Source organism: Salinicola halophyticus (assembly GCF_003206695.1).
GTDB classification, from domain to species: domain Bacteria; phylum Pseudomonadota; class Gammaproteobacteria; order Pseudomonadales; family Halomonadaceae; genus Salinicola; species Salinicola halophyticus.
The window spans coordinates 88297-107794 of record NZ_PZJN01000007.1; the positions used below are offsets into that span (position 1 = coordinate 88297).

General features: G+C 61.8%; 14 protein-coding genes. 5 read left to right on the forward strand and 9 right to left on the reverse strand.

Annotation, left to right across the window (positions count from 1 at the left end; genetic code table 11):
- Positions 1–90: 90 nt before the first annotated feature.
- The 3 genes from betT to DOM58_RS11710 all read right to left on the reverse strand — a co-directional run bounded on the left by betT (position 91) and on the right by DOM58_RS11710 (position 5077).
- Positions 91–2154 (reverse strand): choline BCCT transporter BetT, encoded by a 2064-nt coding sequence (betT, locus tag DOM58_RS11700; protein ID WP_110693008.1) that lies wholly within the window; start codon positions 2152–2154, stop codon positions 91–93.
- A gap of 650 nt (positions 2155–2804) precedes the next feature.
- Positions 2805–4139 (reverse strand): deoxyguanosinetriphosphate triphosphohydrolase, encoded by a 1335-nt coding sequence (locus DOM58_RS11705; RefSeq protein WP_110693009.1) that lies wholly within the window; start codon positions 4137–4139, stop codon positions 2805–2807.
- Positions 4140–4213: 74 nt separating this feature from the next.
- Entirely contained in the window at positions 4214–5077 is an 864-nt protein-coding gene (locus DOM58_RS11710) for an isocitrate lyase/PEP mutase family protein (RefSeq protein WP_075560643.1), read from the reverse strand.
- Positions 5078–5386: 309 nt separating this feature from the next.
- On the opposite strand from DOM58_RS11710, the gene DOM58_RS11715 reads away from it, so the two are divergent.
- Positions 5387–6499, forward strand: coding sequence for a cobalamin-independent methionine synthase II family protein (locus DOM58_RS11715; RefSeq protein WP_110693010.1), 1113 nt, complete (start codon positions 5387–5389; stop codon positions 6497–6499).
- Between the two features lie 156 nt (positions 6500–6655).
- On the opposite strand, the gene DOM58_RS11720 is transcribed toward DOM58_RS11715, so the two are convergent.
- From DOM58_RS11720 to glnA, 5 genes are all read right to left on the reverse strand, one after another.
- Positions 6656–8398: an alpha-amylase family glycosyl hydrolase gene (locus DOM58_RS11720; RefSeq protein ID WP_075560641.1), complete on the reverse strand. Its 1743-nt coding sequence runs from the start codon at positions 8396–8398 to the stop codon at positions 6656–6658.
- Positions 8399–8574: 176 nt separating this feature from the next.
- Positions 8575–9984, reverse strand: coding sequence for a nitrogen regulation protein NR(I) (glnG, locus tag DOM58_RS11725; protein WP_075560640.1), 1410 nt, complete (start codon positions 9982–9984; stop codon positions 8575–8577).
- Positions 9985–10069: 85 nt separating this feature from the next.
- A complete protein-coding gene (glnL, locus tag DOM58_RS11730) occupies positions 10070–11113 on the reverse strand; it encodes a nitrogen regulation protein NR(II) (RefSeq protein ID WP_110693011.1) in 1044 nt (347 codons plus the stop codon).
- A 213-nt stretch (positions 11114–11326) separates the two neighbouring features.
- Positions 11327–11941 carry a DUF4124 domain-containing protein gene (locus DOM58_RS11735; RefSeq protein WP_245392251.1) on the reverse strand — a complete coding sequence of 205 codons (615 nt, stop codon included), beginning with the start codon at positions 11939–11941 and terminating at the stop codon, positions 11327–11329.
- A 143-nt stretch (positions 11942–12084) separates the two neighbouring features.
- Positions 12085–13491 (reverse strand): glutamate--ammonia ligase, encoded by a 1407-nt coding sequence (gene glnA / locus DOM58_RS11740; protein WP_110693012.1) that lies wholly within the window; start codon positions 13489–13491, stop codon positions 12085–12087.
- Positions 13492–13937: 446 nt separating this feature from the next.
- Between glnA and DOM58_RS11745 the strand changes: the two genes are divergently transcribed.
- Positions 13938–14927, forward strand: coding sequence for a polysaccharide deacetylase family protein (locus DOM58_RS11745; protein ID WP_110693013.1), 990 nt, complete (start codon positions 13938–13940; stop codon positions 14925–14927).
- Here DOM58_RS11745 and DOM58_RS11750 read toward each other — a convergent pair.
- Positions 14924–15484: a nucleotidyltransferase family protein gene (locus DOM58_RS11750; RefSeq protein ID WP_110693014.1), complete on the reverse strand. Its 561-nt coding sequence runs from the start codon at positions 15482–15484 to the stop codon at positions 14924–14926. The two genes, DOM58_RS11745 and DOM58_RS11750, sit on opposite strands and share 4 nt — an antisense overlap.
- A 369-nt stretch (positions 15485–15853) precedes the next feature.
- Between DOM58_RS11750 and typA the strand changes: the two genes are divergently transcribed.
- The 3 genes from typA to DOM58_RS11765 all read left to right on the forward strand — a co-directional run bounded on the left by typA (position 15854) and on the right by DOM58_RS11765 (position 19483).
- On the forward strand, positions 15854–17707 hold the full coding sequence (gene typA, locus DOM58_RS11755; protein WP_075560635.1) for a translational GTPase TypA: 1854 nt from the start codon (positions 15854–15856) through the stop codon (positions 17705–17707).
- 213 nt (positions 17708–17920) lie between these two features.
- Positions 17921–18691 carry an ABC transporter ATP-binding protein gene (locus tag DOM58_RS11760; RefSeq protein WP_110693015.1) on the forward strand — a complete coding sequence of 257 codons (771 nt, stop codon included), beginning with the start codon at positions 17921–17923 and terminating at the stop codon, positions 18689–18691.
- 87 nt (positions 18692–18778) lie between these two features.
- Positions 18779–19483, forward strand: a complete 705-nt coding sequence (locus DOM58_RS11765) for an ABC transporter ATP-binding protein (protein ID WP_075560633.1) — start codon at positions 18779–18781, stop codon at positions 19481–19483.
- Positions 19484–19498 lie beyond the last annotated feature (15 nt).

Below are 19498 nucleotides of genomic sequence, written 5' to 3' on the forward strand. Positions count from 1 at the left end.
CCTCTGAGCGAGCTTTTGGCGTGCCAAAACGAAAAACCCCGGCCAGAGGCCGGGGCAAGGTAGAGCAAGTAAAATGAGTCTGGCGTCAGATCAGCCTGGCGGCTGTTCCGGACTATCGGGCATATTGATGCTGCCCGGTTCCTCACGATTGAGATGCAGGAACTGTAGATGACGCTCGTACTGGTCGAGAATGTCGTCGATGACCTGTTCACGGGTATAGCCCATCAGGTCGTAGCCTTGGCTACCCTCCAGCAGATATACCTCCAACCGATAGTAGCGGCTGCTGCTACGCGGCGTGCGCATGGCGAAGGACGGCGTGGAGAACGGGTGCGTCCATATCTGGTAAGCGAAATTCTGCTCGCTGCCAAGGTCGACGTAGAGCGACAGATAGTTGTCGTCGTTCTGTGTGCCGTCGTTGATATCTACCTGCACACCCTGCTTCAACAGCTCCTCGCGCACCGCTTCCATCGCGGGTCGGCCCGTCTCTTCCAGGAACTGCTGAGCCTGCTGACGATTGGGGAACGACATGGCACGCTTGAGACGTGTCTTCCAATCATGATTGCTGTCGCGATTACCTGAGGACATGCGACCCGAAAGCGAACCGGCAAGACTCAGGCGATGGCTGTCTTCCTTGAACGCCTCGACCTTCAGCGCCTTGTAGAGCCCGGCAATCATGAAGAATAGCACGACCGAGAACGGCAGACCGGTGATCACCACGGCGCTCTGCAGCGTCGACAGGCCGCCAGCAAGCAGCAGCGACAGAGTCAGAATGCCGATGACCGCCGACCACAGGATTCGCATCCAGATAGGCGCATCGCTGTTGACGTCCTTGAGCTTGGAAGTGAAGTTCGACAGTACCAGCGCGCCGGAGTCACCGGAGGTGACGAAGAACACGATCGCCAGAATGCTGACGGCAATGGTCGAGAACACCGGGAACGGATACTGCTGCAGGAACAGGTAGATCCCTGCCGGCGGCGTATCCATGACCTGCTGGCCGAAGTCCGTCGCACCATTCATCGCCATGTCGAGGGCGCTGTTACCCAGAATCGACATCCAGATCATCATAAAGGCGATGGGCAGCGTCAGCGTGCCGGCAACGAAAGTACGAATGGTGCGACCGCGGGAAATACGCGCCAGGAACAGACCGACGAACGGGCCCCAGGCGATCCACCACGCCCAGAAGAACAGGGTCCAGCCGTTCAGCCACTCGGTCGGGCGATCGAAGGCATAGGTATTGAACGACATCGAGATGAAGCTAGACAGATAATCCCCGACGTTCATGACCAGCGCATTGAGCAGAAACACCGTCTTGCCGGCAAACAGCACGAACAGCAGCAGCGCGATCGCCAGCAGAATGTTGAACTCGGAAAGGCGACGGATGCCCTTTTCGACGCCCGTCACTGCGGAAATCGTGGCGAAGAGAACGATCATCAGCACCAGAATGGTCTGGGTCCAGGCACTCTCCGCGATCCCGAACATGAAGTTCAGACCGTAGTTGAGCTGGATGACGCCGATACCCAGGCTGGCCGCGATCCCGAACACCGTGCCCAGCACGGCGGCGATGTCGACGACGTGGCCGATGGGCCCGTAGATCTTCTTGCCGAAAATCGGGTAAAGCGCACTACTGATGGTCAGCGGCAGGTTGTGGCGATAGCTGAAGAAGGCCAGCGACATCCCGACCAAGGTATAGATCCCCCAACCCGACAGGCCCCAGTGCAGGAAGGTCAGCTGCATCGCATAACGCGCGGCCGCGACCTGATCCTCGGGCGCGTTGGGCGCATTGTAGAACTGGGTCAGCGGTTCGGCCAGGGCGAAGAAGATGACCCCGATCCCGATACCGGCGGAAAACAGCATCGCCGACCAGGAAAAGATATTGAAATCAGGCCTCGAATGCTCGGGCCCGAGGCGAATCTTGCCGAAGCGTGAGAAACCCACGAACAGCACGAATGCGAGATAGATGACGACGGTCAGAAAGTAGTACCAACCGAAGGTGTTGGCGATCCAGCCCAGCAGCGCGTTGATGATGCCGTTTGCCTGCTCGGTAGCGATCATCGCCCATAGCGAAAAGGCGACGATGCCAATGACCGACCCATAGAAGACGACCGGATTCAGTCTATCTTGGGTACTGGAATTATTATCGGGGCTTGTACTCATGCGGCTCCCATCAATCGTAGATAGTTTTCGTTGACGAGTGAGCAGAGCGCCCTGATCGACAAAGCTGCCGCCAGGGGTCGCTGAGCGATAATGGCTCTTCACTCGTTTCCGTGTTCCCGCCGCGAGGTCGCGAGACCTCTGATCGAGTTAAATCGACTTCGGCCGTTGAATCCAGTCGTGCCTTCAACGGAAGCCTCGATCTTTCTCTCTTCTCCGACACCTCGTGATGCCGTGCCAAGCAATTTCAGAAGAGAGCCTGAAGCTTGCCGATTCCTCGAGCGCCCGCTGCGGGCCAAACCTGCAGCGGCCCAACGCTTGAACTATGGTCCATTGTTACGCAAAAGCGAGCGCTATTTGATGCCGGTCGATCCCGTGCTGCCGACGTCATGATCATCGACGTCACACGCTCGACACGCCTTTGATTCGGCAAGCGGTTTCGACGCACTATCGCGTCGACGCCAATCGGTATCGACGACACTACCGATGGCGCAATTTTTTATTGATTGAGCGTTCAATTAAAATACGGCGTTATGGATCATCTTTCAACAGCCGTGCTCAGACTCTCACGCCGCCACGACCGCCGGCGCATCGAGAGCGACCATGCGGAACCTGAGCCCGACGTGAGTATCATCGGGCGTGATTGTCGGCTCTCAGTCGCCCTTGAGGCGGCCGCCCATCTCCTGGGCCAGCTCGACCGCGTAGTGATCGGTCATCCCGCCGATGAAATCGAGCATGCGCCGATAGCTGTCGTAGAGCGGCCAGTTCGGCTTGGGCGTGTTCTCGCCGATCAACGCCAGCACGCGCTGGTGCTTGAAGGAGGAGTGCCCGGTATGGTGCAGCTCGTGGGCCGCCCCGATGAAGGCCTCGAGCAGAATGCCAAGCGTGGTGTAGGCCCCGATCTCGAGTTTGGCCTTGCGCTCGTTCTGAAAGATCCGCTCGCGGGCCAGCTGCTTGGCCGAGGAGACCCCCCAGGTCAAATCCGGATGACACAGTTCGAGCAGGTCGTCATTGAGCGTGCCGTTGAGCAGCGCCTTCTCGTGTTGCACGAACACGTCGCCGACTTCGTTGACCGCTCGCTCCATCGCCGCACCGCGCAGCGCCGCGATACGCCGGCGCTGCGACACGCCGTCGGTCTCCATCTGCTCGTAACCGGCCGGCGGTTCGCCGGCGATCTGCAGCAGCACCTGGGCAACTTCCTCGTAGCGCAGAATGCCCATCTCCAGGCCGTCCTCGAGATCGAGCAGCGCGTAGCAGATGTCATCCGCCGCCTCGACCAGGTAGGCCAGCGGATGACGACACCACTTCGAGTCGCCCACGGACTTCAGCCCCAGACGCTCGGCGACCTCGGCCAGCAGCAGCTTCTCCGACTGATAGCAGCCGAACTTGCCCATCTGGCCGCCGTGTTCGACGGTCCACGGATACTTGAGCAGCGTGCCCAGCGTCGCCGCGGAGAGCCGCATGCCACCGCGAAACTGGTTGTACTCGATCTGGGTCACAACGCGAAAGCCTTGCGCGTTGCCTTCGTAGGTCAACAGATCCTGGCGCTGCGCCTCATCGAGACCTGCTAGCAGCCCGCCGCCCTGCGCCTCGGACCATTTGAACCAGTCGCGGATCGCATACTCGCCGGCGTGGCCGAACGGCGGGTTGCCGATGTCGTGCCCCAGGCAGGCCGCCTGCACGATCACGCCGAGATCGGCAGGTGTAACCCATTCCGGCAGGCTGTCGCGCAGCTGTTCACCGACGATCATTCCCAGACTGCGGCCGACGCAGCCCACCTCGATCGAGTGGGTCAAGCGGGTGTGGATATGATCGTTGTCGGTGAGCGGATGGACCTGGGTCTTGCGCCCCAGACGCCGGAACGAACCCGAGAAGACGATGCGGTCGTAGTCCTTGTGGAACGGACTGCGACCGGCTTCACCACGCGAGGTCCGGGCATCGTGCAGACGGACGGGATCGAGCAGGCGTTCCCATTGCATGGCGGTCATCGTCACCTCCGGTTATTGGTGGTCATCAGTTTCGGCGTTCGCATCGCGTGCTTCAAGCTTCCCGAAGGCAAGGATTACTCTTTGACGTCCATGTATTCGCGGGCCCAGATCCGATACTCGTCGACCGTCGAATAGCGCGTCGACAGCTGCGACGCATCCAGATCGTTGGTGGCGATGTCGCGCTGTTCGCGGAGGCAGTCGTAGGTGGCCTTGATCGCCGCGAAATAGGCGGCGTGGCCGTTGACGACGATTCGCACGCCGAGCTTGGCCAGCCGTGTCCGGTCGCGCAGCTGCGGGTTGTCGTAGGTGACCAGCATCAGCGGCACCGTCAGCGGCGCGGCGAGCTTTTCCAGGTGCTCGAAATCCCGCACGCCGACCAGACAGATGGCATCGACGCCGGCGGCCTGATAGGCCCGGATCCGGGCGACGGCGGCATCGTCGTCGAGCTGGCCGGCATTGGTGCGAGCGATGATCGACAGCGCCGGATCGATGCGCGCTTCGAGTGCCGCACGCATCTTGCCGACGCCCTCTTCAACCGGGATCAGATCCGTCGACTTGTGACCGTACTGTGCCGGCAGCAGAGTGTCTTCGATGGTCAGCGCGGCGATACCGGCACGCTCGAGCTCGGTGATGGTGCGCATCACGTTGAGCGCGTTGCCGTAGCCATGATCGGCGTCGGCGATCACCGGCAGACGGGCCACACGGCCGATGCGGGTGGCCTGCTCGACGAACTCGCTCAGCGTGATCAAGGCGAAATCGGGTGCGGCGAGAACCTGCAGCGACGCCACGGAGCCGCCCAGAATGCCTACCTCGAAGTCGAGATCGGCGGCGATCCGGGCCGACATCGGATCGAATACCGACGCTGTGTAGTAGCAGTCGTCGCTGGCCAGCAGACGGCGAAATTCGTTACGTAAATCGTGTTGGGAAGGGGTTGTCACGGAATGCTCCTGTTCTTTTACCCTGTCATTCAAAATTCAGTCGTTCGAATACGAGGGCGTCATCTTGGAAACTGCCCCGCCGATAGCCGATGAAGTCACGATGAAGGCCTCGACGCGGGTCGACAATCCTACCACTAAAGTTTGAGAAAACGACGCTGACGCCCAACGGCCCCACGTCAGAACAATGAATGACATGCATGACTGGGTTGAGCGCCCTTCATTGGCCGAATCGGCGACCAACCCGCATCATTAGCGGCCTCAGCATCGTCATGCCGAGCATGCCGATGGTCCATCACGCGAGGAAATCCCATGTCGCAGTCGCATCCCCCATTCCGAGCCGATATCGTCGGCAGTTTTCTTCGCCCCGCGGCGCTGAAGACGGCGCGTGCGCAGTTTCAGCAGGGCGATATCGATGCCTCCGCCTTGAAGGCGGTCGAGAATCGCGAAATTCGCCACGTGGTCGAACAGCAGCAAGCCGCAGGACTCGAGGTCGTGACCGACGGCGAATTTCGTCGTGCCTGGTGGCACTTCGATTTCCTCGAACAGCTCGACGGCGTCACCGGCTATCAGGGCGATCAGGGCATCCAGTTCCAGGGCATTCAGACGAGCGCCAAGCAGATCCGGGTCGACGGCAGGGTCGGCTTCAACGCCGCGCACCCGATGCTGGACGACTTTCGCTATCTGGCGAGCGTCGCCGACGTCATGCCCAAGATGACGATTCCCAGCCCCAGCGTGCTGCACTTCCGGGGCGGGCGAAAGAAGATCGACAGCGGCGTTTATCCGAGCCTCGACGCGTTTTTCGCCGATACCGCCGACGCCTACCGCGACGCCGTGCGGGCGTTCTACGACGCCGGCTGTCGCTATCTTCAGCTGGATGACACTGTGTGGGCCTATCTCTGCTCCGAGAAAGAGCTGCAGGCGGCGCGGGACCGCGGTGACGATCCCGACCAGCTGCAGGCGATCTACGCCGAGATGCTCAATCATGCCCTGGCCGACAAGCCGGACGACCTTTACGTCTCGCTCCACGTCTGTCGCGGCAACTTCCGCTCGACCTGGATCAGCGAAGGTGGCTACGAGCCGGTCGCCGAAACGCTGTTCGGCAAGGTCAACGTGGATGCGTGGTTCCTCGAGTACGACAGCGACCGTGCCGGCAGCTTCGATCCGCTGCGCTTCATTCCCGAAGGTCATCAGCAGGCCGTGCTGGGGCTGATCACCACCAAGGTGGGCGAACTCGAGGATCCGCAGGCCGTCAGGGCGCGCCTCGATGAAGCCTCTCGGTTCGTCGACAAGCGCCAGCTCTGCCTGAGCCCGCAGTGCGGCTTCGCCTCCACCGAAGAGGGTAACGATCTCGCCGAGCAGGCGCAGTGGGACAAGATCCGGCTGACCCTGGAGATCGCCAACGCTTACTGGAACAAGGGCTGAGACACTGGAACAAGGGCTGAGACACTGGAGCCGGTCTCGGGGAGTACGCCACGAGCAGGTGCCGCATCTCCCCGAGTTCGATCGGCCGATCCCCTTTAGACAAGCTTTTCAGCCGAGCCCTATCATCAGAGCTGATCGGTCAGCAGGGGCTCGCTGTCACTGAGACTCGCCATCCTCGTTGCGCATCAGCGACCCCAGCAGCCGACTGAGGAAGCCCTTGCGTTCGGGATCGGGCTCCTGCTCGATCAGCGCTCGGGGATCGATACTGCTGCGGTCGACATGCACGAACGCCGCTTGAAACGGCGGCAGCGTCAGCCGGCTGTCACTCAGATGCGGCGTGAAGCCCGCCTGGAAGACGATCTCGCCGGCACCGGCCGGCAGGCTGGTGGATCGCGACTCGCTGGTCAGGTTGAAGACCGCCAGAATCGCCTGGTCGTGTGACACTCGCAGCCAGCCCAGCAGGTCGTCATCGAAGTCGCTCAGGATCAGCGTCCCGTCGACCATCGCCGACTGCGATTTGCGCCAGCGCAGAAACTCCCGCGTTACCCGCAGCGTACTGTCGGCATTGGCGAGCTGCCTCTCGACCGAGAGCTGACGATGATGGCCGTCCACCGGTAGCCAAGGTTCGACAGAGGTGAAGCCGCCCAGCTCACCGCTCGTCCACGGCATCGGCGTGCGACAGCCGTCGCGCCCCTTGTACTCCGGCCATAGCGCCAGGCCGTAGGGATCGACCAGCCGCTCGTAGGGCACATCGGCTTCCGGCAATCCCAGTTCCTCGCCCTGATAGAGGCAGATGCTGCCGTAGAGCGAACAGAGCATGACCGTCGCGACCTTGGCCACCAGCGGGCCGTGCTGTTCCAGATTCTCGTGCTGGGTCCAGCGCGACACGACGCGCTGGACGTCATGGTTGGAAAGCGCCCAGCACGGCCAGGCATCGCCCGCGTAATACTGGAAGTGTTCGATGATATCGCGCAGTCGCTGGGCACTGAACTCGGCATCGAACAGGTCGAAGGTATAGGCCATGTGCAGGCGATCATCGCCGATGGTGTACTCGACCATGCGCTCCAGCGGGCGGTCGTCGGAGATCTCCCCCACGGTCATGGTGCCGGGATATTCGTCCATCAGCGCGCGCAGCTCGTTCAGGAATCCAATGTTTTCCGGCTGACTGATATCGAACTGGTGGCGCTGCATCGAATACGGGTTCGAGGCCGGAACGCTGGGCGTCTTGAACTCGCCGCTGCCGAGCGCCGGATTGTTCTGCAGTGCCTGGCTGTGGAAATAGAAATTCGAGGTGTCCAGACGAAAGCCGTCGACGCCCAGATCGAGCCAGAAGCGCGCGTTGTCGAGCTGCTCCTTGCGCACCGCCGGATTGTGAAAGTTGAGATCCGGCTGGCACGACAGGAAGTTGTGCAGATAGTACTGGCGCCGCCGGCTATCGAAGGTCCAGGCGCTGCCACTGAAGAACGACAGCCAGTTGTTGGGCGCCGTGCCATCCGGTTTGGGATCGGCCCAGACGTACCAGTCGGATTTCTGGTTGTCGCGTGAGCTGCGGCTCTGGATGAACCAGTGGTGCTGATCGGAAGTGTGACTGAGCACCAGGTCGATGATCACTTTCAGGCCCAGTCCGTGGGCGCGCTCGAGCAGCATCTGGAAGTCGTGGAAGGAGCCGAACATCGGATCGACGCCGCGATAGTCGGTCACGTCGTAGCCGAAATCCTTCATCGGCGACGGAAAGAACGGCGAAATCCAGATCGCATCGACGCCCAGCTCGGCCACGTAGTCCAGCTTGGCGGTGATGCCGGGGAGATCGCCGATGCCGTCACCCCGCGCATCCATGAAGCTTCGGGGATAGATCTGGTAGATGACGCTGCCACGCCACCACTGGGTCGGATCGGACATAGAATTTCCCATTGGTGTCTTTTGATTCACGGCTTCGCAAGATAGCCAACGACGACAGCGCCCGGCGTTCGACCGGGCGTTGTCTTGCTTTCCAGGCACGAGGCTTCTAGCACGCACGCCGCGCCTTTAGCCGCCCTGGCGCGCCGACCTGCCAGTTGAGCGGCGTCGCGCAGGCGTTATTCGTCGGCCAGCGCCGGCAGAAGCACCTTCACTTTACGCGTCAAGGTGTTGCGTCCCCAACCCAGCAGTTCGGCCGCCTCGCCCTTGCGCCCGCCGGTGTGCTTCAGGGCGGTCTCGATCAGGATGCGCTCGAAATCCGGCACCGCTTCCTCTAGCAGGTGCGTATGACCCGAGGCCAGGGCTCGGTCCGCCCATTCCCGGAACGCGTTGCGCCAGTCCCCGCTCGGCGCTTCGTTGCCTTCGATGTCACGCAGCTCCGGCGGCAGATCGTCGACCAGCACTTCCCGGCCGGAGGCCATCACCGTCAGCCAGCGGCAGGTGTTTTCCAGCTGACGCACGTTGCCGGGCCAGGGCAGGCGCGTCAAATGCGTCTCGGCGTCCTTGGTCAGAACCTTGGGTTCCGCCGAGAGTTCCTTGGCGGCCTCGGCGAGAAAGTGCTGGGCCAGACGCGGAATATCCTCGCGGCGCTCCGACAGCCGTGGCAGATGCACGCGAATCACGTTGAGCCGGTGGAACAGATCCTCGCGGAAGCGCCCCTCCGTCACCAGCTTTTCCAGGTACTGGTGCGTCGCGGCGATGATCCGCACATCGACCTTGACCGGCATGTGACCACCCACCCGGTAGAACTCGCCGTCCGCCAGCACGCGCAGCAGCCGCGTCTGGGTATCGGCCGGCATATCGCCGATTTCATCCAGGAACAGCGTACCGCCATCGGCCTGTTCGAAGCGGCCGCGGCGCTGGGCGGCGGCACCGGTGAAGGCGCCCTTTTCATGGCCGAACAGTTCCGACTCCATCAGATCCTTGGGAATCGCCGCCATGTTGAGCGCGATGAACGGATGGCCGCTGCGCGGGCTGTGCTGGTGCAGCGCCTGGGCGACCCGCTCCTTGCCGGTTCCCGACTCGCCGTTGATCAGCACGGTGATGTGCGACTGCGACAGCCGGCCGATGGCCCGAAAGACCTCCTGCATCGCCGGCGCTTCGCCGATGATCTCGGCGGAAAGCCCCTCCGGCATCGCCGCTGGCGAGCGCCGTTCGCGGGCATGCGCCACGCCACGCCGGACCAGCGCCAGCGCATCGTCGACATCGAACGGCTTGGGCAGATACTCGAACGCCCCGCCCTGATAAGAGGCCACGGCACTGTCCAGATCCGAATGCGCGGTCATCACGATCACCGGCAGGTCGGGATGCATCTCGCGGACCTTGGCCATCAGATCGAGCCCGTCGAGCCCCGGCATGCGAATGTCGGTCAGCAGCACGTCCGGCGGATGTCGCTCGATCGACTCGAGCGCGGCATCGGCCCGTTCGAACGACTGCACCTCGAGATCCGGCTGCGCCAGCGCTCTTTCCAGAACCCAGCGGATCGCACGATCATCGTCGACGATCGCGATACGGGCGACTTCAGTCATGGCAGTTCTCCAGCAGAACGGTGAATCGCGCTCTCGGCGACTTCGTCAATCGCTCGTCCACGGACGAGGACGAATGGAATCAGACTCACGACGGCGCCTCGAAAGGAATCAACAGGCGAAACTCCGTCACTCCCGGATGGGATTCACACTCGATCAGGCCCTGATGCTGATGCAGGATCGACTGCGCGATCGACAGCCCCAGCCCGCTACCCTCGGCGCGCCCGGAAACCATCGGGAAAAACAGCGTCTCGCGGATGTGCTCCGGAATGCCGGGGCCGTTGTCGATGATCGCCACTTCACACACCAGTCGGTGGCGCTCGGCGCCCAGCGTGAACTGGCGGCGAACCCGGGTGCGCAGCAGCAGACGCGGCTCGAGCGTGTCGAACTCCTCCATCGCCTGAACGGCATTGCGCGCGATATTGAGCACCGCCTGGATCAACTGGGGCTCGTCGCCGATCAGGTCCGGCACACTGGGGTCGTAGTCGCGCTCGAAGCTCAGCTGATGGTGCTCCGCCTCGAGCAGCGCACGCACGCGCTCCAGTACCTTGTGCACGTTGAGCGGCTCGTGGTGAACCAGGGTGTTGGGGCCCAGCATGCGATCGACCAGATCGCGCAGCCGGTCAGCCTCTTCGACGATGATCCGGGTGAATTCGGTGAGCTGCGGGTCGGGCAGATCCCGCTCCAGCAGCTGCGCCGCACCGCGGATACCGCCCAGCGGATTCTTGACCTCGTGAGCGAGACCACGCATCAGCACCTTGACCGTTTCCTGGCGCGCCATCAGCGCCTCCTCCCGCGAGATCCGCAACAGCCGGTCGCGGGGCTCGATCTCGAGCAGCAGTTCGCGGCTGGTGATCGGCGTCGCGGTGAAGTCCACCGTGATCACGTCCCCCGCGGCCAGTATCAGCGTGGCTTCGCGCTGAGTGTAGGGGTGAAACTCCTGCATGGCCTTGAGCAGGACCTGGCGAACGCTGCCATCCTCGCCGTTGAGGCACTCCAGCCACTGGCCCATCACCCGCGGCCGGCTGGCGGCCAGCAGCGCCTCGGCGGAGGGGTTGAGCCAGCGCACCTGAAGGCTGTTGTCGAGGAGTACGACGGCAGTCGTCAGATGCTCCAGCAAACGTTGATACATGCGTCGTTCCATCGTGGTGATCCGGTATGTGCTTATACAGTGCAAGAACCGCGCCACTCCCCGATTTCGCGCTGCTACGCGGAAGGCTCATTTGATGCAGGCGCGTCCCCCACCCGAAGCGATCCGCTCCGAACCGCCCTGGCGCTCATTCACCAAAATGGTGCAATCACCCAGATCCATGCCTGCCGATGGGGATCGATTTCACGGCTGCCATCATTGTTGGCGATTGGGATTGTTCGGGTTGGCCGGCAGATTTACGCTGGCCCGTTGCACGTAGAGCGTTACCGCCGGCGTCGCCAGACGTACCCGCCCTTGCGCGTCGACCAGCTCGGCCTGCAACCGATGCTCGCCACGCTCGAGCTGACTCAGCGCGAAGACATTGGTGTGCATGGGTGACTGGCGCACTTCGCCATCGACCCGGAGCTGGACCCGATCACCACGTTGCAGCGCCGGCTCGATCGCCAGCTGCACCTGGACGTTGCCGGCCTGGCCGGTAGGCAGCGTCTGCTCGTCATGCGGGCTGGAAATCGTGAAACGCTCATAGTCGACCGCCGAGGCGGATGCCGGCGTCGGCTGGTCTGAGCGCGTGCGGATGTCGGGCGTGTCAGGGTCGACCACCGTAATCGGCTTGAGATCGACGCGATGCCCGGCCCGGGGCTCGTCGCTGTAGACCACGTTACCGTCAGCGTCGACATGACGGTACACCGACGCCGCCTGGGCCGACGAGATAATCATCGGCAAGACAGGCATCGGCGAGATAATCACCGACGAGACAATGCCAGCCGCCAGGCCAACCCAGGTCCTCAAACCCAACATTCGTACCGACATCGCCACCCCTCCGTTATCGTCCGATATCTCCTATCGGCCAGGCACAACATCGGCTGAAAGCGCACGAACGTGACGTGCCACGAAAAAAGCCCCACCAGAGTGGGGCTTCCGTCAGGTCCGCGGGGCTAGACGCTCAAGCCCGTTTAGACACTGTAATAGAGATCGAACTCGACCGGATGCGTCGCCAGACGCAGGCGCTCGACGTCTTCGCTCTTCAGCGCGATGTAGGCGTCGATCATCTCGTCGGTGAACACGCCGCCTTCGGTCAGGAAGGCGCGATCGGAGTCGAGTGCTTCCAGCGCCTGATCGAGGCTGGTCGCCACGGTCGGCACCTTCTTGCCTTCTTCCGGCGGCAGGTCATACAGATTCTTGTCCATGGCATCGCCAGGATGAATCTTGTTCTTGATGCCGTCGATCCCGGCCATCAGCATCGCCGAGAAGGCCAGATACGGGTTGGCCGTCGGGTCGGGGAAACGCGTCTCGACACGCTTGCCTTTCGGGTTGGAGGTATACGGAATCCGAATGGACGCGGAACGGTTACGCGCGCTGTAGGCGAGCATGACCGGCGCTTCGAAACCCGGCACCAGACGCTTGTAGGAGTTGGTCGAGGCGTTGGTGAAGGCGTTCAGGGCACGCGCATGCTTGATGATGCCGCCGATGTAATAAAGCGCCATCTCGGACAGACCCGCGTACTCGTCACCTGCGAACTGGTTGGTGCCGTCTTTCCAGAAAGACTGGTGAACGTGCATACCGGAACCGTTGTCACCCACCAGCGGCTTGGGCATGAACGTCGCCGTCTTGCCGTAAGCGTGCGCCACGTTGTGGATGACGTACTTCATTTCCTGAACTTCGTCGGCCTTCTTCACCAGCGTGTTGAACTTGACGCCGATCTCGTTCTGACCGGCGTTGGCCACTTCGTGGTGATGCACTTCGACTTCCTGACCGATCGCCTGCAGCGTGTTGCACATGGCGCTACGGATATCGTGGAAGCTGTCGACCGGCGGAACCGGGAAGTAGCCGCCCTTGACGCGCGGACGGTGCGCCAGGTTGCCGCCTTCGACCTGACGGTCGGTGGACCAGGCACCTTCTTCGGACGAGATCTTGTACATGGAGCCCTCGATATCGGACTTCCAGTGCACTTCGTCGAAAATGAAGAATTCCGGCTCCGGGCCGAAGAATGCGGTGTCACCCAGGCCGGTGCTGTTCAGATAGGCTTCGGCGCGCTTGGCGATGGAGCGCGGATCGCGCTCGTAGCCCTGCATGGTGGCCGGCTCGATGATGTCGCAACGCAGCACCAGGGTGGAGTCTTCGGTGAACGGGTCGAGAAACGCGGTACCGTCTTCCGGACGCAGAATCATGTCGGACTCGTTGATGCCTTTCCAGCCTTCGATGGAAGAGCCGTCGAACATCTGGCCGTCTTCGAAGAAATCCGAATCGATGGCAGTGGCAGGGATCGTGACGTGCTGCTCCTTGCCCTTGGTATCGGTAAAGCGCAAATCCACCCACTTGACGTCGTGTTCTTCGATAAGGGCGAGGGTTTTCTCAGACATGTTGTCCTCCACTGTGAGCCATGGCTCGATTCGTTGGCGAATGACCAACACCGTTGTTTGGCGTACGTATGTGTGGCGTGCGTATTTTGTAGCATGAAGTCGGCACTCTTGCCCACGCGCACACCGTTTTTACATTGTCATGCAGAGAATGTGCCAAAATGAAGCAAAGCGGTGAAACGAAGCCGTAAGCAGATGATAAAAAAGACGATTCCCTGTAGATCGAAGGCTCCATACGAGACTCACGGCCTTTCTATTAGCTTTCAGCCCAGATCTATTGATCGCCTTATGCACCAGTTTGGCGCACCTATAGAGTCAAATGCACCACGATGTTTCGTACGGCTTCGCCCCGAAACTTTGCCCAAACGCGATCGGCAACGGATACTGTAGAGAGTGTAGAAAGGCGCCGGAAGCGATGGCGATCAACGACTTCAGTAACGGAATTTCCCATGCCCAGGCTGGATCGTACACAGGACGTCGTACAACGCCTAAGGGGCCACTGGCGCCTCAATCTGAGTGAACCATTATGGGGCCGCAGCGCCATTCTCGCCCTGCGCCGGGTGATGGCTGACGAAGCCGAGGCCCGCCTGCCACATCGATCCGACTGGTGCCTGGGCCCGGACAGCTTCCGGCAACTGCTGGAAAGTCTCACTGAAAGCGCCCAGATTGTCAGTCTGGAAAGCGCGCTGCACTTGCACCACGATCAACTGCCCCGGATTGCGCTGACATTCGACGGCGGCTGGCGCGACACGCTCAAACAGGTTTCGCCGACGCTGGAGCGGCTGGCGCTTCCCGCCAACGTGTTTCTCCCCTGCCCGGTCACCCAGCAGGCCTGGAGCAGCTGGCACGAAGTCATCGGCGAAGCGCTGTGGCGCAAAGATACCGCCGCTAGCGCGCACCGGCTGCTCGCCGACGCGGGCCTGCCGATGCCGCCGCTGGCCAACGGCCACCGCGACGAGCGTTACAGCCAGGCGATCAAGATCTACATCGAGGAACTCGAACGGTCGCACGAAGGGGCCGCACTGGGCATGATCGCCGAATCACTGGGTAGCGAACCGGCATTTACCGATCAGGCACTCGATGCGTTCAGCATCCGCCGTCTCGAACAGGGCGGACTCTTTCGTTTCGGCAACCTGATGCCGGTGCGCTCCACGCCTGGCAGTCTTCAGACGCTCCATCGACTGCGCGACAGTCAGCATCAGTTGGCGGTACTCTGCCGCCAACCGCTGAACGTGGTGGCCTGCAACCATGAGTTTGCGGACGAGGCGCTGACCAGGCTGGCCGTCAACGCCGGCTTCGAGCGCGTCCTGACCCGCCGTGCCGGCTGGCTGGAGCCGCCGAACGATACCGTTCTGTTGCCGCGTTTTCTGATCACGCAACCGGTCGCCAACAGCCCGGGCCGGCTGTTCGACTGGTTGCTGGGCAAGCTGCCGAGCTAGCTCTCGCCGAGCAGGCCTTCTATCTCGAGCCCCGGCCAGCGACGACCCCACCCCTTGGCAACGACCCGACGACGAAATACCTCGCGATCCCCATGGCGCGGATTGTGGGTAACGCGTCCGGCCAGCAGCGACGCCAAACCCAATGGCGCGATCAGGTGAAGACCGTCATCGTCATCCAACGTCACCCCCACCGCGGTTTCACACTCGACCCACACGCTCAGCGCTTCCTCTATAGAGGTGTAGGCAAGATGACCGTGTCGGCGATGCATACGGGCCTGATTCTTGACCGACCAGGGCAAACCGGTGGCGTCGATGAGGCTCGTTTCATGCTGGCGATCGATCAGCGCGCTGGTGCTGGCGGGCGCGAAGTAGACCAGATCGATATCGTTGAGCGGTGTCGACGGCACATGGCCGTGCAGCCGATCCCAGACCAGATTGCGCACGAACCCGGCGGCCAGCCACCAGTCGGGCAAGCCCAGCGAACGCGCCTGGCGCAGCGCGTTCATGCGCCAGGCATCGGCGCGAATCCACTCGCACACTCTCTCGGCATCACCCATGAGCATCCTCGAACCGCCGTGGCCGCCCTTGTCGATAGAAATACCGCCCCCCAGGCGATAGACGTACCCCAATCCCTGGTCGATAGACTTAACGTAATACCTGGTCGACAGACGCACCGCCGTATTGATCGATAGACATCGCCCTACCTATCGCTCTGGCTGGCGCCACGCGCGGAAATCGCCCAGAAAGATCCTGCGATCCATCGACACAATATCCCGATAGACTAAAGTAGCCAGTGTCGCGCGCTTGGCTGTACAATGCGCGCCCGACCCTCCTACTCAGTGCCCAGGGGACTCGTCGATCCAGCGCTAGAGCGCGGATCATCGACTTAGACATGGGCGCACACATTTTACGATGGAAACCGCCCCATGAGTGACAACGCCTCTAACGCTCGTATCGAGAGCATTAGGAACATTGCCATTATCGCCCACGTCGACCATGGCAAGACGACACTGGTCGATAAGCTCCTGAGCCAGTCCGGCACGCTGGATCGCAAGGCCGAAGGCCAAGACCGGATCATGGACTCCAATGATCAGGAGAAGGAGCGCGGCATCACGATTCTGGCCAAGAATACCGCGATCCGCTGGGACGACGGTAAAGGCCACAACTACCACATCAATATCGTTGATACGCCGGGACACGCCGACTTCGGTGGTGAAGTCGAACGCGTCATGTCCATGGTCGATTCCGTATTGCTGCTGGTCGATGCCGTCGACGGCCCGATGCCGCAGACGCGCTTCGTGACCCAGAAGGCCTTCGCCCAGGGTCTCAAGCCGATCGTCGTGGTCAACAAGGTCGACCGTCCCGGCGCGCGCCCGGACTGGGTCGTCGATCAGATCTTCGATCTGTTCGACAACCTGGGCGCCACCGACGAGCAGCTCGACTTTCCGATCATCTACTGCTCCGCGCTCAACGGCATCGCCGGCATGGAACCGGACGCGATGGCCGACGATATGACGCCGATGTTCCAGTCGATCGTCGACATCGTCGAACCGCCCAAGGTCGAACTCGACGGCCCGTTCCAGATGCAGATCTCGGCGCTGGACTACAACAGCTACGTTGGCGTCATCGGTCTCGGCCGCATCAAGCGCGGCAGCGTCAAGCCCAGCCAGCAGATCAGCATCATCACCAAGGAAGGCGCGACCCGTAAGGGCAAGATCGGCCAGGTGATGACGCACATGGGTCTGGAACGCGTGCAGACCGACGAAGCCACCGCCGGCGACATCGTCTGCATCACCGGTATCGACAACCTGGCGATCTCCGACACGCTGTGCGACGTCAACACCGTCGAAGCGCTGCCGCCGCTCTCCGTCGACGAGCCGACCGTCTCGATGACCTTCCAGGTCAACGATTCGCCGTTCGCCGGCAAGGAAGGCAAGTACGTCACCAGCCGCAACATCAAGGATCGTCTCGACCAGGAGCTGATCCACAACGTGGCGCTGCGTGTCGAGCAGGCTGAGACCCCGGAGAAATTCAAGGTCTCCGGCCGTGGCGAGCTGCACCTCTCGGTGCTGATCGAAACCATGCGTCGTGAAGGCTTCGAGCTGGCCGTGGGCCGCCCCGAGGTCATCATCCGCGAGATCGACGGCGTCAAGCAGGAGCCGTACGAAGAAGTCATCATCGACTGTGAAGAGCAGCATCAGGGCTCGGTGATGGAAGAACTCGGCTACCGCAAGGGCGAGATGACCAACATGAACCCGGATGGCAAGGGTCGTGTGCGTCTGGACTTCATCATCCCAGCGCGGGGTCTGATCGGCTTCCGTGGTCAGTTCCTGACCCTGACCTCGGGCACCGGCATCCTGACCAGCCGCTTCGATCATTACGGCCCGCTGAAGCCGGACGCCTCGATCGAGCGTCGTAACGGCGTACTGGTCTCCATGGTCGGCGGCAAGGCCCTGGCCTATGCGCTTTACGCCCTGCAGGAGCGCGGCAAGCTGATCATCGATCACGCCACGGAAGTCTACGAAGGCATGCTGATCGGCATCAACAACCGTGCCAACGACATGGTGGTCAACCCGACCAAGGGCAAGAAGCTCGACAACATGCGCTCGACGGGTAACGATGAAAACATCGTGCTGACGCCGCCGATCAAGTTCACGCTCGAACAGGCGATCGAGTTCCTCGATTCCGATGAGCTGGTGGAAGTGACGCCGAGCCATATTCGTCTGCGCAAGAAGCACCTGACCGAGAACGAGCGCAAGCGAGCCGGCAAGAAAGGCTGATCACGCGCCGATTCGAACGCGTGACGTGACATCGATACACCCGCCCTTCGGCGGGTGTATTCGTTTGTGGCGTTCGAGCGTTGAACAAGAAAGACTATTCAAGATGAGCGACCGCTGTACAATCGGCAACATCATCAACAAGCGACTGCCAGGAGCGCCGCCTTAACGGCGGGCTTGCTCGAACAATAGTAAAAACGTGCCAAGGGAAACCCGATGACGCCGATCATCGATGTCCGCAATATCCGCAAGTCGTTCGGGGGCCTGACGGTCATCGACGACTGCTCGATCCAGGTCGCCAAGGGCTCGGTCACCGGGATGATCGGCCCCAACGGGGCCGGCAAGTCCACCCTGTTCAACATCATCGCCGGCAGCCTCATGCCCGACAGTGGCGAGGTGCTGCTCGACGGCCAAGCGATCACCCACCTCTCCGCCAACGAGCGCTTCCATAAAGGGCTGTTGCGCACGTTTCAGATTGCTCACGAGTTCAGCCAACTGACCTCGCTCGAGAATCTGATGATGGTGCCGCCGAGCCAGGAAGGCGAGACGCTGTTCAGCACCTGGTTGAAACCCGGCGAGGTGCGACGTCAGGAAGCCGAAGTTCGCCGCCGTGCGCTCGAGGTGCTCGACTTCGTCGGGCTCTCGCACGTGCGCAACGAACTGGCCGGCAATCTCTCCGGGGGCCAGAAGAAGCTCCTCGAGCTGGGCCGTACCATGATGACCGATGCCCGCGTCGTGCTGCTCGACGAGATCGCCGCCGGGGTCAATCGCACCCTGCTCGGCGACCTGATGGGCAATATCGAACGCCTCAATCGCGAGCTCGGCTACACCTTCCTGGTCATCGAACACGACATGGACATGATCGCGCGGCTGTGCGACCCGGTCATCGTGCTGGCCCAGGGTCAGGTGATGATGGAAGGGTCGATCACCGAGATCCAGAACAATCCGGAAGTGATCGAAGCGTACTTTGGCGCCGAGCCTGCCTAGATTTCAGAACCGACCTGGAGCCCGGAACCGGCTCGAGGCTCGAAAACAACAGCCAGTACTCGCGACGCAATAACAAACGAGCACACAATGCCACTACTCGAAGCAATCGACGTTCATGGCGGCTACGGCGGCATGAACATCTTGAACGGCGTCGACATGACGATCGAAGCCGATGAGATCGGCGTCATCGTCGGGCCCAACGGCGCCGGCAAATCGACCATGCTCAAGGCCATATTCGGCCTGCTGACGATTACCCAGGGCGAGATCCGGCTGCGCGGCGAAGCGATTACCAACCTTTCCCCCCACAAGCTGGTGGAAATGGGCATGGGCTTCGTCCCCCAGGAGAAGAACATCTTCCCCAGTCTCTCCGTCGAGGAGAACCTGGAGATGGGCGCGTTTCTCAAGCCCGCCACCGCCTCGCGGCTCAAGGCCCAGATCTACGAATTCTTCCCGCCGCTGCTGGAAAAACGCCGCCAGCCGGCCGGCGAGCTCTCCGGCGGCCAACGCCAGATGGTGGCCATGGGCCGGGCGCTGATGAACGAACCCAGCGTGCTGCTGCTCGACGAGCCGACCGCCGGGCTCTCGCCGCTCTACATGAACGAAATCTTCGAGCGGGTGAAGACCATCAATGCCGCCGGTGTCGGCGTGCTGATGGTCGAGCAGAACGCCAAGCAGGCGCTGCGTATCGCGCACAAGGGCTTCGTGCTCGCGGCCGGACAGAACCGTTTTACCGATACCGGCGCGGCGCTGCTCGACGATCCGCAGGTGGCCAAGAGCTTCCTCGGTGGCTGACGCCGCCTTGTCGCC

What these genes read in the sequence shown, in the direction of transcription:
- betT (WP_110693008.1), bottom strand. Translation starts at nt 2,154, where the DNA reads ATGAGTACAAGCCCCGATAATAATTCCAGTACCCAAGATAGACTGAAT.
- DOM58_RS11705 (WP_110693009.1), bottom strand. Translation starts at nt 4,139, where the DNA reads ATGACCGCCATGCAATGGGAACGCCTGCTCGATCCCGTCCGTCTGCAC.
- DOM58_RS11715 (WP_110693010.1), top strand. Translation starts at nt 5,387, where the DNA reads ATGTCGCAGTCGCATCCCCCATTCCGAGCCGATATCGTCGGCAGTTTT.
- DOM58_RS11720 (WP_075560641.1), bottom strand. Translation starts at nt 8,398, where the DNA reads ATGTCCGATCCGACCCAGTGGTGGCGTGGCAGCGTCATCTACCAGATC.
- glnG (WP_075560640.1), bottom strand. Translation starts at nt 9,984, where the DNA reads ATGACTGAAGTCGCCCGTATCGCGATCGTCGACGATGATCGTGCGATC.
- glnL (WP_110693011.1), bottom strand. Translation starts at nt 11,113, where the DNA reads ATGTATCAACGTTTGCTGGAGCATCTGACGACTGCCGTCGTACTCCTC.
- DOM58_RS11735 (WP_245392251.1), bottom strand. Translation starts at nt 11,941, where the DNA reads ATGTCGGTACGAATGTTGGGTTTGAGGACCTGGGTTGGCCTGGCGGCT.
- glnA (WP_110693012.1), bottom strand. Translation starts at nt 13,491, where the DNA reads ATGTCTGAGAAAACCCTCGCCCTTATCGAAGAACACGACGTCAAGTGG.
- DOM58_RS11745 (WP_110693013.1), top strand. Translation starts at nt 13,938, where the DNA reads ATGCCCAGGCTGGATCGTACACAGGACGTCGTACAACGCCTAAGGGGC.
- DOM58_RS11750 (WP_110693014.1), bottom strand. Translation starts at nt 15,484, where the DNA reads ATGGGTGATGCCGAGAGAGTGTGCGAGTGGATTCGCGCCGATGCCTGG.
- typA (WP_075560635.1), top strand. Translation starts at nt 15,854, where the DNA reads ATGAGTGACAACGCCTCTAACGCTCGTATCGAGAGCATTAGGAACATT.
- DOM58_RS11760 (WP_110693015.1), top strand. Translation starts at nt 17,921, where the DNA reads ATGACGCCGATCATCGATGTCCGCAATATCCGCAAGTCGTTCGGGGGC.
- DOM58_RS11765 (WP_075560633.1), top strand. Translation starts at nt 18,779, where the DNA reads ATGCCACTACTCGAAGCAATCGACGTTCATGGCGGCTACGGCGGCATG.